The sequence below is a fragment of the Nocardia sp. CWNU-33 genome (genome assembly GCF_046764895.1).
In the GTDB taxonomy this organism is placed as follows: domain Bacteria; phylum Actinomycetota; class Actinomycetes; order Mycobacteriales; family Mycobacteriaceae; genus Nocardia.
The window spans coordinates 32,195-46,147 of record NZ_JBKOQN010000018.1 but is presented as its reverse complement, the minus strand read 5'-3'; the positions used below and the strand labels follow the sequence as shown (position 1 = coordinate 46,147).

15 protein-coding genes are annotated in these 13,953 nt (G+C 65.9%); 9 read left to right on the top strand and 6 right to left on the bottom strand.

Annotated features, from left to right (window positions below):
* The first annotated feature begins 35 nt into the window (after positions 1-35).
* Complete coding sequence (locus tag ACLMAL_RS23465) at positions 36-470, top strand: hypothetical protein (RefSeq protein WP_412001040.1); 435 nt, start codon at positions 36-38, stop codon at positions 468-470.
* Here ACLMAL_RS23465 and ACLMAL_RS23460 read toward each other — a convergent pair.
* The gene (locus ACLMAL_RS23460) at positions 438-1,442 is read right to left on the bottom strand and encodes a polysaccharide deacetylase family protein (RefSeq protein ID WP_412001039.1); all 1,005 of its coding nucleotides are present in this window, start codon (positions 1,440-1,442) and stop codon (positions 438-440) included. The two genes, ACLMAL_RS23465 and ACLMAL_RS23460, sit on opposite strands and share 33 nt — an antisense overlap.
* 243 nt (positions 1,443-1,685) lie before the next feature.
* Here ACLMAL_RS23460 and ACLMAL_RS23455 point away from each other — a divergent pair, with 243 nt between their 5' ends.
* From ACLMAL_RS23455 to ACLMAL_RS23440, 4 genes are all read left to right on the top strand, one after another.
* Complete coding sequence (locus ACLMAL_RS23455) at positions 1,686-3,158, top strand: putative glycoside hydrolase (RefSeq protein WP_412001038.1); 1,473 nt, start codon at positions 1,686-1,688, stop codon at positions 3,156-3,158.
* Between the two features lie 56 nt (positions 3,159-3,214).
* The gene (locus ACLMAL_RS23450) at positions 3,215-3,715 is read left to right on the top strand and encodes a winged helix-turn-helix transcriptional regulator (RefSeq protein ID WP_412001037.1); all 501 of its coding nucleotides are present in this window, start codon (positions 3,215-3,217) and stop codon (positions 3,713-3,715) included.
* A 78-nt stretch (positions 3,716-3,793) separates the two neighbouring features.
* Positions 3,794-4,309, top strand: a complete 516-nt coding sequence (locus ACLMAL_RS23445; RefSeq protein WP_412001036.1) for an SRPBCC family protein — start codon at positions 3,794-3,796, stop codon at positions 4,307-4,309.
* A complete protein-coding gene (locus tag ACLMAL_RS23440) occupies positions 4,306-5,343 on the top strand; it encodes an LLM class flavin-dependent oxidoreductase (protein WP_412001035.1) in 1,038 nt (345 codons plus the stop codon). Before ACLMAL_RS23445 ends, ACLMAL_RS23440 begins: the two co-directional genes overlap by 4 nt.
* Positions 5,344-5,438: 95 nt before the next feature.
* Here the strand turns inward: ACLMAL_RS23440 and ACLMAL_RS23435 are convergent, their stop codons facing one another.
* The gene (locus tag ACLMAL_RS23435) at positions 5,439-7,103 is read right to left on the bottom strand and encodes a tetratricopeptide repeat protein (RefSeq protein WP_412001122.1); all 1,665 of its coding nucleotides are present in this window, start codon (positions 7,101-7,103) and stop codon (positions 5,439-5,441) included.
* A gap of 144 nt (positions 7,104-7,247) precedes the next feature.
* Here ACLMAL_RS23435 and ACLMAL_RS23430 point away from each other — a divergent pair, with 144 nt between their 5' ends.
* From ACLMAL_RS23430 to ACLMAL_RS23420, 3 genes are all read left to right on the top strand, one after another.
* Positions 7,248-7,445: a hypothetical protein gene (locus ACLMAL_RS23430; protein ID WP_412001034.1), complete on the top strand. Its 198-nt coding sequence runs from the start codon at positions 7,248-7,250 to the stop codon at positions 7,443-7,445.
* Between the two features lie 410 nt (positions 7,446-7,855).
* Positions 7,856-9,058, top strand: coding sequence for an APC family permease (locus tag ACLMAL_RS23425; protein ID WP_412001120.1), 1,203 nt, complete (start codon positions 7,856-7,858; stop codon positions 9,056-9,058).
* A 30-nt stretch (positions 9,059-9,088) separates the two neighbouring features.
* Positions 9,089-9,583, top strand: a complete 495-nt coding sequence (locus ACLMAL_RS23420; RefSeq protein WP_412001033.1) for a DoxX family protein — start codon at positions 9,089-9,091, stop codon at positions 9,581-9,583.
* A 58-nt stretch (positions 9,584-9,641) separates the two neighbouring features.
* Here ACLMAL_RS23420 and ACLMAL_RS23415 read toward each other — a convergent pair whose 3' ends face one another.
* The 3 genes from ACLMAL_RS23415 to ACLMAL_RS23405 all read right to left on the bottom strand — a co-directional run bounded on the left by ACLMAL_RS23415 (position 9,642) and on the right by ACLMAL_RS23405 (position 12,379).
* Positions 9,642-10,481, bottom strand: coding sequence for a DUF72 domain-containing protein (locus tag ACLMAL_RS23415; protein ID WP_412001032.1), 840 nt, complete (start codon positions 10,479-10,481; stop codon positions 9,642-9,644).
* Between the two features lie 10 nt (positions 10,482-10,491).
* Positions 10,492-11,355: an NAD-dependent protein deacetylase gene (locus ACLMAL_RS23410; RefSeq protein ID WP_412001031.1), complete on the bottom strand. Its 864-nt coding sequence runs from the start codon at positions 11,353-11,355 to the stop codon at positions 10,492-10,494.
* A 175-nt stretch (positions 11,356-11,530) separates the two neighbouring features.
* Positions 11,531-12,379 carry an alpha/beta fold hydrolase gene (locus ACLMAL_RS23405; protein ID WP_412001030.1) on the bottom strand — a complete coding sequence of 283 codons (849 nt, stop codon included), beginning with the start codon at positions 12,377-12,379 and terminating at the stop codon, positions 11,531-11,533.
* A 66-nt stretch (positions 12,380-12,445) separates the two neighbouring features.
* Here ACLMAL_RS23405 and ACLMAL_RS23400 point away from each other — a divergent pair, with 66 nt between their 5' ends.
* Entirely contained in the window at positions 12,446-13,018 is a 573-nt protein-coding gene (locus ACLMAL_RS23400; protein ID WP_412001029.1) for a TetR/AcrR family transcriptional regulator, read from the top strand.
* Here the strand turns inward: ACLMAL_RS23400 and ACLMAL_RS23395 are convergent, their stop codons facing one another.
* Positions 13,019-13,825 carry a hypothetical protein gene (locus ACLMAL_RS23395; RefSeq protein WP_412001028.1) on the bottom strand — a complete coding sequence of 269 codons (807 nt, stop codon included), beginning with the start codon at positions 13,823-13,825 and terminating at the stop codon, positions 13,019-13,021. It abuts the gene before it with no gap.
* Positions 13,826-13,953 lie beyond the last annotated feature (128 nt).

Sequence of the window (13,953 nt, the reverse complement as noted above, 5' to 3'; positions counted from 1 at the left end):
TCGCCGCCCTGCGGCGCCGCCTCGGCCATCACCCGGTGACTTCACACGCCGCGGTGAGCAATCCCGGTGGGCCGGGTTTCGTGCTCGACCGCACCAACGCCGCCGCACTGCACGCGGTTTACCGCGACTCGCCCGGAGTCTTCCTGCACCACAGCGGCCACACCCACCGAAACCGTCGCAGCCGCCCCGACTTCGGCATCGATGTCGAATTCCTCGAAGTATCGGCGGTCAAGGAATATCCAGGCGGCTACATGCTGCTGCGCATCTACGAGGGCGGCTACACGGTGAACTTCTACAAGACCCGCACCGACGCCGCCCGCCGCTGGAGCACCCGCACCCGCCGCCAGTACTTCGGCATGCACCCCGACCACGCCCTCGGCAGCCACACCGACCGCAACCACGTCAGGCTCCGCGACTACTGCGGACTCACCCGCGGATCAATAAGCGTTGGCGCGATGCGATCGCGGTGAGCTCAGCTCTCCTGCCAGGCTCTTGGGGAAGCTGACCGTGGCCGGATCGCCGTCGGAGGTGTAGCGCTGATCGGGGTGGTCGGCGAGCCAGTCGAGCCAGTAGGCCGAGTCGAAAGCGACCTCGCCCTTGCCGGATCGGATGCGCGGGACGCCCATGGGGTCGATCGTGCTGAACGGCGAAGGGGCGGGCTCGGCGCCGACCAGCATCACGGCGTCGAAGGTGTACGGGGTGCCGTCCCAGTTGCCTCCGGCAGCGAGGGCGTGGTCGGTCGGAAAGATGCCGAGAGGCAATGCCATGGTGCGCACGTCATTCCGAGGTGCGGCGGATTCGATGGCGCGGACGTTTTCCGCCAATTCGCGCTGCACGCCGATGGCGTCCAGACTCGCCAGGTTGGCATGGGTCGCGGTATGCGCGCCGATCTCGTATCCGTGTTCGGCCAGCCACGGCAGCACTCGCGGGTCGTTGCCGAAAGGTTCGTTGTTGATGTAGAAGGTGGCTCTGGGTGTGAAATCCGGATTCTTCGAGGCGAATTCCGTGAGAATGCCGAGCGCAGAATCCGGGGCGAGGGTGGCGTCGTCGGCGAACCGGACCTGGCTGATGGTCGAGTCGTCGAAGGTGAGCACGACAGGATGAGTGCCTGCGGGGAGGTCGATCCGGCCGGAAATGTAATCGACAGCGGTCACGGGGCGGTAACCCTCGCGGTAGAGGCGTTCGAGTTCGAGGCGGAATTCCGCTGCCGTCTGGTCGTATTCACTGACCGGCGACGGCGTCATTTGGTGGTACATCAGGACGGGCACCAGCCCGAGTTCATTCGCCGCGACCGCTGCCGCATCGGGCAGCGAACTCGTCGGCGGCGTCATGCTTTCGACGGCAGCGGCAACGGGATCTTTCGGCGTTTCGCAGGCGGGAACTGCGGCGAATACCACTGCCGACGCGATAATGATGATCCCGATGCGAGCATTCGGCGTCACCGATCCAACATTACGTGTCGGCAGGCGAGTTCGGCTGCGCGAACGTGGAAATAGCGCCTGCTTTCAGCGTCCCGCGGTGGATAGTAAGGGAGAGCGATGAACGAAAGTTGGTGCGCGTTGAACAAATCGGTCTCGCCTACAGGACGACGTCGGTTGCTGGCAATAGCGGTTATCGCAGTTTTATCAATTCTGGTCGCTTCGGTAACCATTGGTGCGTTCCGCGCGGAACCCGAGGGTTTAACAGTGACGGGGCTCCCGGAGGGCGTTGTGGGCGCGGCAGCCATGGCCGCGCTGGAATTACGGGTGGATGCCCGCGGTCACGATCCGAACGATATGCAGCTCGAGCTCGACGGCAAACCCGTCACCGGTGCCGTCGCGGGCAATGTCGTGAGCTACCGGCCGGGCAACCTCGCCGACGGCACCCACAAGTTCACCGCCGAGATCCGATCAGGCGGCCTGTCCAGCTTCCTCAAGGCCGGACCCGGAGTCACCAAGACCTTCACTGTCGACACCGAGCCGCCGACGGTGGAGCTGAGCGAGCCCACGAGCGTGCCCTCCTATCGCCAGTCGGTCGTGTTGCGCGGCAGAGCAACCGGTGCCGACCACGTCTCGGTCGGCGCGCAGTCGGTGCCGACCGCCGCGGACGGATCTTTCGAGATCACATTGCCACGCGCGCCGGTCGACGCCGAGATGATCGCCGTCGACGCGGCGGGCAACACGGCCGCCAAGGCCATCAACGCCGCGGTCGACCTGCCGCGAATCAAAGCGGTGCACGTGACCGCCTATGCGTGGATGCACGAGGGTCTGCGTGCCGGCGTGCTCGACATGGCGCGCGAAGGGCGCATCAATACCGTCCAACTCGACATCAAGGACGAGGACGGCATCGTCGGCTACGACTCCCAGGTGCCGCTCGCCCGGGCATCGGGCGCGGCCGCCGGGATCTACGACGCCCGCGCGGCATTGCAGCAGCTGCACGACATGAACCTGAGCGTGGTCGGCCGGATCGTGGCATTCCGCGATCCGACGATGGCGGAATGGGCCTGGCGCGAGGGACATCGGGACTGGGTCATCCAGAACCCCTCCGGTGAGCCGTATTCCAGTCATTACGGCGCTATCGCCTTCACCAACTTCGCCGATCCCGAGATCCGGAAATACAACATCGACCTCGCCATAGAAGCGGCCGAACTCGGCTTCGACGGGATCATGTACGACTACGTCCGACGTCCGGACGGCAGCCTGTCGCAGATGCAATTCCCCGGCTTGACCGACACGCCCAGCGTGTCGATCGCGCAGTTCCTGCGCGAGAGCCGTGACCCGGTGCGGGACAGGGGTGCTCATCTCGGTGCCGCGGTCTTCGGGATCGCCTCGACCCGGCCGGACGCGATCGCCCAGGACATTCCGATGATCGCCCGGTACGTCGACTATGTCGCGCCAATGCTCTACCCGTCGCATTGGAACCCGGGCGAATACGACGTCGCGAACCCCAACTCTCAGCCCTACGACATCGTGTTCCGCTCACTGGCGGACTTCAACATGCTGACCGCGGGCACGCACGCCGATGTCATCCCGTGGTTGCAGGACTTCAGCCTCGGGGTGAACTACGGCGACGCCGAGGTCCGAGCCCAGATCGATGCCGCCGCGGCCACGGGCGACACCAGTTTCTTCCTGTGGAACGCCGCGACCCGCTACCACTCCGGGGCACTCAGCCCGAATTGACACTCCGAAGTACTTCTATCAGCAGAGTCTCAAAATAGGACCCCTATGCTGAGGTCATGAGACGGACTTCTTTCGCAGGCTGGCCATGCTCGGTCGCACGGACCATGGATCTGCTCGGCGACTGGTGGACGCCGCTGGTGCTGCGCGAAGCGTTCTACGGGATTCGGCGCTTCGACGAGTTCCGCCACGAGCTCGGGATCGCCCGCACCACGCTCTCCGAACGGCTGCACCGGCTGGTCGAGGAAGGACTGCTCGAAAAGCAGGCCTACCAGCGCGAGCCGGCGCGTTACGAGTATCTGCTCACCGAGAAGGGCGCCGACTTCTGGAGCGTGTTGCTCGCCATGTCGAAGTGGGGCGATCGGTGGCTCGCCCCCGAGGATGGACCGCCGGTCGTCCTGCACCACACCCGGTGCGGTCACGAGACCCAGGTGAACGTTGTCTGCGCACACTGCGGCGACCCCGTCCCCATCGAGGAGTCCCGCATGCGGATGGGGCCTGGATACCCGCCGCATCTGGCCGAGCGGCCCGAGATCGCCCGACGGTTCACGGCGGATTGACCCACTTCAGTTGGTTGACATGCTAAGTCTATCTACGGGACTATCCGTCACGAGGCAGGTCACAGAGAGGTGGTTGCCGTGGAGTGGACGGGCGCCAAGTACGCCGACGGCCCGACGGTGGAGGTCGAGACCTGGATCGATGCTGCGCCGCGGCGGGTCTGGGAGATCGTCACCGACGTCGAGTCGATGCCGCAGATGAGTACGGAATTGCAATCGGCGAACTGGCTCGACGCGGCGGGGCCCGCCGTCGGCAGCGCGTTCGTCGGCACGAACAGTCACCCGGCGCTCGGCGAGTGGTCGACAACCTCCTACGTGGTCGAATGCGACCCGGAGCAGGTATTCGCCTGGGCGGTACAGGATCCCGACAACCCGACGGCCACCTGGCGCTTCACCCTGCAGGCCCGCGACGGCGGCACCCAGCTGCGCCAGTGGGTCCGCATGGGTCCCGGCCGGTCCGGGCTCTCGCAAGCGATCGACCAGATGCCGGACAAGGAAGAGAAAATCGTCTTCGTCCGGATGCGGGAGTTCGAAACCGCAATGACCGCAACGGTCGCCGCCATCAAGCAGCGCGCAGAATCGGCGGGCCACCGGTGAGGACCGCGACGACGATCGAGGCGTCCGACGCCGCGGGGCAGACGTTGGACTTCGTGCTCGAGGCCGAGAAGCTCGGCCTCGACATCTGCTGGGTCGCGGAGGCCTGGGGCTCGGACGCCCCGTCGGTGCTCGGCTACCTGGCCGGCCGTACCGATCGAATCCTCTTGGGCTCCGGCATCATTCAACTCGGCACCCGAACACCGGTGGCCATCGCCCAGACCGCGCTCACCCTCGCCGACCTGTCCGATGGGCGATTCCTGCTCGGGCTCGGCGCCTCGGGTCCGCAGGTCATCGAGGGCCTGCACGGCGTGCGCTTCGATCGGCCCCTGACCCGCATGCGCGAGACGGTGCAGATCATCCGCCGAGCATGGGCCGGGGAAAAGATCACGTTCTCCGGCAAGGTATTCCAGATCCCATTGCCGGGCGCGGCCCGGCCGATGCGACTGTCGAAGGCCGCGAACCCCGACATCCCCATCTACCTCGCCACCCTCTCCCCCAAAATGCTGGAACTGACCGGCGAAATCGCCGATGGCTGGCTCGGCACCAGCTTCGTGCCCGAAGGCGCGTCCGCCTACTTCGACCACCTCGATGCCGGACTCGCCAACGCCGGCCGCACCCGCGCGGACCTCGACACCTGCCAGGGCGCCGAGGTCGCCCTATTCGACGACGACGAACTGCTGAGGTCCCACATCCGCAGTCGCAAAGGAGAACTCGCGTTCAGCATCGGCGGCATGGGCAGCGCCGACACCAACTTCTACAACGCCGCCTACAGCAGGCAGGGCTGGTCCGAGGTCACCGGCGAGATCCGCGAACGCTGGCAGGCAGGTGACCGCGACGGCGCCACGGCACTGGTCACCGATGACATGGTCTTGGCCACCACGCTGATCGGCACCGAACCCATGGTTCGCGACCGGCTCCGGATCTGGCGCGACGCGGGCATCGACACCGTCCGGCTATATCCCGCCGGCGCAACCTTGCAGGACCGCCTCGCCACCCTCGGGCGGGCCATCGAACTCGTCGCCGAGGTCGGTTGATCTCCGTCTGATCCTGCGGTGGCGGAATGTTCTGCCGGAAGCCTTGGAGGGCAACCATGTTCACGGCTGCCGGACGGGAGTCGCACGCGGGTGATCTACTCCCGGTTTTCGTCCGAGGCGACCGACAATCGGCAGCAGCACGAGGCTTCGATCGGGACATCCGCCACGGCAGCAGCCAGTTTCAGCTGTTGGCCGATGATCATGGCTTCGCCGGTCTTACCGAGCCGCCTCAGGCATTCGTGGTAACCGTGCAGGCTCCACACATTCGCGGGATGTTGCGCGGCGCGCGGCAGGCTGTTGTCGATGCCGAGATCGGCGCGGTAGACGGCTTCGGCCTCGCGCACGTGACCTTGTTCGAGCAGCAGCGCGCCGTAAGCGTGTCTGGTCGGCTGCATCCAGCCCCACGGTTCGTCGTAGGGCAGGTGGTCGTCGAGTTCGATCGATCGGCGCAGGGCTTCGAAGGCGTTGTCGTAGTTGCCTTTTCGGTAGTGCAGTTCACCCTCCAGCATGGCCGAGGCGACGGCGAGGATGTCGCGGCAGGTGTTGTTGAACAGCGTCCTGGTCTCGGGGACTCTGTCGAGCGCGGCATGGAACAGGCGCTGCTGTTGGTGTGCCTGCGGGATGTCGCCGGTCGCCGAATGTGCGACGCCCTTGGCGTAGTGCAGCATTGCCGTGCTGACGCAGTACAGGTCCTGGTCTTTCGGGAGCGGGAGGTCGATGATCTCCGCCCATTTGCCGAACCTGACGAGGACGTGCACCCGCATCGACAGAAAACCCTCCAGCCAATCGGCCATCGGCGGAACCTGTACCCGCAGCAGATCCTCGGGAATCGAGTTCTCCAGCTGCGCCACCGTTCTCAGTGCTACGTCGTATTGTCCGAGGAACATTGCGCCGTAGACCTTGAAGTGATAGTTGTGGGCGCGATACAGCGTGTAGAAGTTGATCTCGCCTGCCTGCTGCGCATATTTCCGGTCCGCGACGATGGCCGCCGAGTTGGACGAGACCACGGCCCGATAGTCACCGCACAGCACGTCGATGTGCGAGGGCATGTGCTCGAGGTGACCGGCATCGGGCACCAGCCCGCGCAACCGATCGGCCGCAGGCTGCGCGGCCTCGGGCGTCGCAGACATCTCCATCAGGTGGATGTACATGTGCAGCACACCGGGGTGCGCCCGGCCGGTTTCGCTGCGCAACGCCCGCTCGAGCACCGCCTTGGTCTCCACGGCGCCCGCGCCCGGTTCGCCGGTGTGCTGGTCCCACAGGCCCCACGGCGTCAGGTTCATCAAGGCATCGGCGAACAGTACGGCCACGTCGATGTCGTCGGAGAACCGCTCGTAGACGGCACGCATCGCATCGGCATAGTCGCGATTCCACGCCGAGCCATCGCCGTCGGGCCGGTTGCGCTGGTAGCGCGTTGCGAGTGATTCGATGAGTGCGCGTTCGACCGGGGCCGCCGAGCCTACGAGTTCCAGCGCCCGCCGCGTCGCCTCGAAGGTGCGGGTGACGGTGTCGGCCAGCTCCATCTCGTCGAAGAACTCCCATGGCTTGTTGTAGTTGGGGCCGAGCGCATAGGCCAGGCCCCAATGGGCCATCGCGCAGCCCGCATCCTCGTCCGACGCCAGGGCGAAACATCGAACTGCTTCTTCATGATTGAAGGCATAGGTCCAGATCAGACCCCGGTCGAACCACCGCTGCGCGGCAGGTGAGGTTGTCGTCACCGGTCGCGTGTATTTCCCGAGATCGTAGTAATCCACAGCCATCTCCTCCAGGCCCCCACGACGAGTTGAGCACAGCATTGGCGATGATCGTGCCATCGGCCGCTCGCATCCGACGGAACCATCCGCGTCGACAAGACATGGCGGCAGGAATTCGAGCTCTACGACTACACCACCGAACGCGGCCGCATGGAGCTGGACCATATCGCCGGCAACAGCGCGGCGCAGGACAAGCTGCGCTATCTGCTCGAAAATGCCGTCATCCCCAACGAATTGGCCGCACCGGTACCGGGCTATCCGCGCTCCGCACAGGAGCAGGGAATCGCCGATTTCCACGCCCACAGCAGCCTGCTCACCCGGCTTCCGCGTGGCCTCCACCAACGCTGACTCGACCGACCTGCCCGGAGTCCCGCCCCAGCCCCTGTGGCCGTCCACGATACGGGTGTCGACCGCTGCGGCTGTGGCCGGAAGTTCGGGTAGCTGTCTTCTTCGGTGTCGCCCGATGCTGCCGGATCGGGGATGCTCCACTGGAGCCACCGCGGATCGTCGTCGAACTCGGGCGACTTCAGACAGTTCGGTCAACAGCCGCCACAGCAACGGATGAACGAACGGTGGAGCAGGCTTGACGGGACGGTGTCATGAGCAGTAGCACCGAATACATCCAATGAATGTGATCGAACTGGCCGAATCGGGTCTGTGACGGGAGCGTGGTGACCGAGACAACGCCGACGGATACGCCGGACGAGCTCCGTCGGAGCCTGGGAGTGATCGATGCTGTCGTGATCGGCCTCGGCTCGATGATCGGGGCCGGGATTTTCGCGACCCTGGCTCCGGCGGCGCGGGCGGCGGGATCGGGGTTGCTGCTCGGGCTTGCGATAGCGGCGGTAGTCGCATACTGCAATGCGACCTCGTCGGCGCGGTTGGCCGCGCGGTATCCGTCCTCGGGCGGCACGTACATCTACGGGCGCGAACGACTCGGCGAATTCTGGGGGTATCTCGCGGGGTGGTGTTTCGTGGTCGGCAAGACCGCCTCCTGCGCGGCCATGGCGCTGACTGTCGGCGCGTATGCGTGGCCGGAGCAGGCACACGCCGTCGCGGTCGCGGCGGTCGTCGCGCTGACTGCGGTGAACTATCGCGGCATACAGAAATCGGCTCTGGTGACCCGGGTGATCGTCACGATCGTGCTGGCCGTGCTCGCCGCGGTGGTTGTCGCGGCGTTCACCTCCCCCGCCTCCGACGTCGCACGGCTGGAATTCGGTTCCGACATCACCGTCGCAGGGGTGTTGCAAGCGGCGGGTCTGTTGTTCTTCGCGTTCGCCGGATACGCACGGATCGCGACGCTCGGTGAGGAAGTTCGCGACCCGGCACGCACCATTCCGCGCGCAATCCCCCTCGCGCTGGGCTGCGCCCTGCTCGTCTATGCGATTGTCGTGGTCGCGTCGCTGATGGCACTGGGGCCGCAGGGATTGTCCGAGGCGGGCGCGCCGCTGTCGGACGTGGTGCGGGCGGCCGGGGTCGACCGGCTGGAACCGGTGGTGCGGGCCGGAGCCGTCGTCGCTGCGCTGGGAGCGCTGCTGGCGCTGATTCTCGGTGTCTCGCGTACGACACTCGCGATGGCCCGCGACCGGCACCTGCCGCACGCACTGGCAGCTGTGCATCCCCGATTCGGGGTGCCACACCGCGCCGAGGTCGCCGTCGGCGTCATCGTGGCCGTCGTCGCCGCGACCACCGATGTTCGTGCCGCGATCGGATTCTCCTCCTTCGGCGTACTGCTCTACTACGCCGTCGCGAACGCGGCCGCCTGGACACTGACCGCGACCGAGGGGCGGCCGGTGCGGCTGATCCCGGCGATCGGCCTGCTCGGCTGCCTCATCCTCGCCTTCACCCTGCCGATGGCGTCGGTGCTGGCAGGTGCGGCCGTCGTAGCCATCGGCGCCGCGATCTACGTCGCCCGCCGCAAGTTCATCACCAGTTCGGCCGCAACAGCGCAATCCCGATGAAAGCCACCTGATCAGAAGGAGCGGATCGGCTTGTCCACCAACTATTTCCGGCACACCCGGCTGATGTCGACCAGCGCTCCCGCCGCGGTCATTCTGATCCGTTTCTATGTCGGTGCGATCTTCTTGTTCGAAGGCATCCTGAAGTTCCTGCGCCCCGACGCATTGGGGACCGGCCGGTTCGACAAGGCGGGCATCCCCGCACCGGGCTTCTTCGCACCCCTGGACGGGGTATTCGAAATCGCCTGCGGCGCACTTATCCTCGCTGGGCTGCTCACCCGACTGGCAGCGATCCCGATGATCATCAACATGGTCGGTGCGCTGCTGATCACGAAACTGCCCATCCTGTGGGGCAATGGGCCGCTGTTCACCGATGAATCCGGATGGTGGGACTTTCTGCACGAATCCCGCACCGACCTCGCCCAATTGTGCGGCTGTCTGTTTCTGCTCCTCGTCGGCGCCGGCACCTACTCCCTCGATACTCGCTTCGACCGCGGTCGCGTATCAGTGCGTACACGATCCCGATAAATTGCGCCGCAGCCCACGAGGACATGCTCGCCCTCTCGAGCGCTGACGGAATCGCCGGTCAGAACAAGGTCATCGGTTCGACCGGCTGTGGCTCGGGCAGCGGTGCCAATTCCGGGAGCCGCGCCTGTATCTCGTCGTAGAACCGGCGCGCGAGATCCAAAGAGCTTGCGTTGTCCGGGGTATGGAGGAACACCGTCGGCGATCGACCGTCTCGCAACCACTCGACGACGGTATCGAGCCACGGCTGCCAGCCCTCGATCGTGGGTTCTTCCGCGTCACGCCCGTGATACCGAACGATCGGGAACTCGGTGAGCGCCCGCATACGGCGCGGCAGGCGCGGCTTCTTCGACCGCGCCTCGGCCTCGGCCGGGCTGGTCGACGGGCCATCGAAAAGCACTGTCGTATCGAAAGGTATCCACTCCGCATCGACGAGCGCGAGCACGCTCTCCAATTGCCGTGCGGCGGAATCGTTCTCGAAGAATGCGGGATGCCGGACCTCGACAGCAGATCGATACGAGCGCGGGAGTCTGCGCAGGAACGCGGCAAGCGCGCCGAGATCGTTCGGGCCGAAGGAGCCGGGCAACTGCACCCACAGCGCGTGCGCGTTCGTCCCGAGCGGCTCGATGGCGTCGAGATACGCGCGCATCTCCGCGTCGACACCTGCCAGCCGGCGCTCGTGGGTGACCGTCTTCGGCAGTTTGACCACGAACCGGAAGTCGGGCCCGACCTGTTCGGCCCACGATTGCACCGTCCGCCGCTGCGGCGTCGCATAGAAGGTGGTGTTGCCCTCCACCGCGTTGCACCACTCGGCATAGGACCGCAACTTCTCGCCCGCGATGGGCTGCCGTTCCTGCCAAGCGGCGTGCGTCCACATCGCACATCCCACGTGTAGCCGCATACCCACGACGCTAACGCAGACCACCGACAGCGGCGACCGCGTCCGCAAGGCCGGTCAGCGCGGTGGAGCAGCCCACATCGAGGGTGAGTGCGGCGAATTCGTCGCCCCGGGTTGCGCCTCGATTGATGATGACAACGGGCCGTCCGTGTTTCGCCGCGTGACGGACGAAACGCAGGCCCGACATGACGGTCAACGAAGAACCGGCGACCAGCAGGACCTCGGCGTCGTCGACGAGGTCGAAGGCGGCAGCGACGCGATCCTTGGGGACGTTCTCGCCGAAGTACACGATGTCGGGTTTGAGCATGCCGCCGCAGCGTGCACAGTCGACCATGCGGAAGCTTTCGGTATCGGCGATCACCGCGTCGGCGTCCGGCGCCACCTCGACCCCGCTGGCCGTGGCATCGGCCGCGAAACCCGGGTTCGCCGCTTCCAATCGTTCGGCCAGCGTCATGCGGGAGATGAGCGCTTCGCAGCCGAGACAGCGCACCCGCGCGTAAGCGCCGTGCAGGTCGATCACCCGACGGCTGCCTGCCTTGGTGTGCAGCAGATCAACGTTCTGGGTGATCAGCCCGGTGACGACGCCCATCGACTCGAGTCGGGCCAGCGCGCGATGCCCGGAATTGGGGCGGGAGCCGTCCATGGCACGCCAGCCGATGTGGTTGCGGGCCCAATACCGTCGGCGGAAGACCGGATCACCGACGAACTGCTGGTAGGTCATGGGATTGCGGGCCGGTGAAGTGGGACCGCGATAGTCGGGGATGCCGCTGTCGGTCGACACACCGGCGCCGGTCAGCACCGCCACCCGGCGGCCGTTGAGCAGCTCGAGCAGCCGGTCGAAGTCCGCATCGAGGCGCGGTTCCGCGATTACCGACATGGAAATCAGAGTACGGCGGCTCGCCACACCCGAACCGGCACGTCCTCGTTAGCGGTGGCCAGGCGGTTGGCGGTCCGGGAATTCCGCCGCAGCTGCCCGCGCCGGTGTGCACCGACGCGGAATTCGACGACAACCGCGATGCCGATTTCGACAGCGCGATGCGGTGACTCGCGCCTCAGACCGCCCCGGTCCGCTGGTTGGTCAGGAAGGCCGCCATGGCCTCGGCGACCACGTCGGGTCGATCGAGCATGGACAAGACGTAGGCATCGTCGATCTCCACGAGCCTGCCCTTGGGCAGCAGCTCCGCGAGCCGACGACCGTGGTCCCTCGGCATCACCTTGCCCGCCGACGACCAGAGCACGAGGGCGTCACCGGAAAAGTGCTGCAATGCCTCGGTATTCGCGATCAGCTCGGGTCCACGGAAGTCCGACTTGGCATATTTGATCAGATCCCGCCGAATTGCCTTGTCGTGCAGCGCCGGTTCGGTCCACTCGCGCACCAGGTCGTCCGGCAGCGGCTTGCGCGCCATCATTCCCATCAGTAGCGGCGAGTTGCGCAAGAAGCGGATCCGCAACTGCCGCAACGCAAGTGCGGCACCGCCGGGAATCGCCACCGCGATGGCGACCATCTTGCCCGGCAGTCCGGGCGGAAAGTTGTCGAACGCCTCACACGGCAGTGCGATCAGCCGGGCCACCCGCTGATCGAGACCGTACGCGGTGAGGAACAGTCCCCCACCCCAGTCGCTGTGCACCAATGTCACCTCGCGCAGATCGAGCGCGTCGAGGAAATCGGCAATGATCTGATTCTGCCCACGCAGGGAGAGGTCCGTGCCGGGATTCATCGGTGTCGCGTGCGCGCCGAGCGGTAAGTCGGGCAGCACATAGCGGAATCCACTCGGCAGCAGGTCGATCACCCGATCCCACACGGTGTGGTTCATCAAAAGACCGTGGAGCAGCACCACGGGCGGGCCGTCGCCACGCTCGACATAGTGGATCCGACCGGCGGCAATATCGACTGCAGGCATCGCAGCACCTCCGCTAGAGTAGTCGCTCTAGAGCATTTGCTCTAGTCTTACGGAGTGGCCGAGAAGATGTCAACCAGCACCAGGGAACGGATCCGCACAGCGATGGCGGAGCTGATGCGCACGCAGGGCTACGGCGCGACCACCGTCAAGCAGGTGAGCGAGCTGGCGCAGGCACCGATGGGCTCGCTCTATCACCACTTCCCACAGGGCAAACAACAGATCGCGGCCGAAGCGCTGCGGGCGGCGGGCGCGGCCTACATCCAGCTGCTGCCGATGCTGATGGATCCGCACGAGGATCTGCGCGAAGCGGTGACCGCCGCCTTCACGGACGCCGCCGAACAGATGGAACAAGCGGGCTGGCTCAATATGTGCCCGGTCGTCACGATCGCGGGCGAAATCGCCGAGAGTGAACCAGCACTGCGGGCAGTCACCGCCGAAATTCTCGACTCGTGGATCGCTCGCGGCACCGAATACTTCGTGCGGCGCGGGCTCGATGCGACCCAGGCGCGCCAATTCACCCTCGCACTACTGAGCGCACTGGAGGGGGCCTTCATCCTCAGCCGCACCCTGCATTCGACCGAACCCCTGCGGGCTGCGGGTCGCGCCCTGGCAGTTCAGCTGATGGACGACACCGTGTAGCTACCGCGGCTGTTCCGGTGTCTGCTGCGACTGGGTCGGCTGCGGCTGCACGACTTTCGGCTTGTCGGCCCAATGCGTCGTGCCGTCGGCGGCCACCATCGTGTTGACCAGATCAATACCCGCGACGATCAGGACGGGGCCACCGACGATGGTGGTTCCGATGATCCCGCCGATGCCGGCTCCGGCGAGGAACCCGCCGATGCAGCCCGCGGCGATGGTGAGCACGCAACCGATGGTCGCGCCGACTGCGGTCCCGATAAAGCCGCCGATCGCAGTGGCAAGGCCGAATTGGGTGGCGAATTGGTTTCTGGCGCGCTCGTTCTCGAGCATCGATGCCACCGGCTTGACGGCAACCGGCTGCGAGACAACGAGCCCCGCCGGCTTCCAGGGCGTCAACTCGAGCACCGTGCCGTCCTTCTGCACAACCGGTTCGACCGGAATCGAGGTCTGCGCGATGCGGAAGTCGAGCGGCAGGGTCAGCACGGTGTGACCAGCGCTGTCCTCGAGATCGACCACGTCGACCACGTCGGCGATATCGGCGGCCTTGCCCGTGGCGTCGACCAGCTTGCCGTCCCGCTCGACAAGACGACCGTCACCACCCGCGGCCAGCACACCCGCGAGCGCTTTCGACAGCTCGAAGGTGCCGCCCTTCACGGTGGTCACCACGGCCTTGTCCACCAGCTTGACCGAGTACGTGATGTTGGGCTGCGTGGGCTCCACGGCGGGTTCGGCGTGGACGATGCCTGCACCAAGGGTCACGGCGCCGATAACCAGGACGGCCGCTGTAGCGCTGTCGCAAAGCCTCATTGCGTTTTTCCATTCCGTCATCAGGGCAATTGATCTGCCGCGTCCTGCACACCGATGCTCGAACCAGTTCCGCACTCGCGATACTCCCCGATCGAATGTGCCGACATGCACAACGAGGAGGCAGAGGG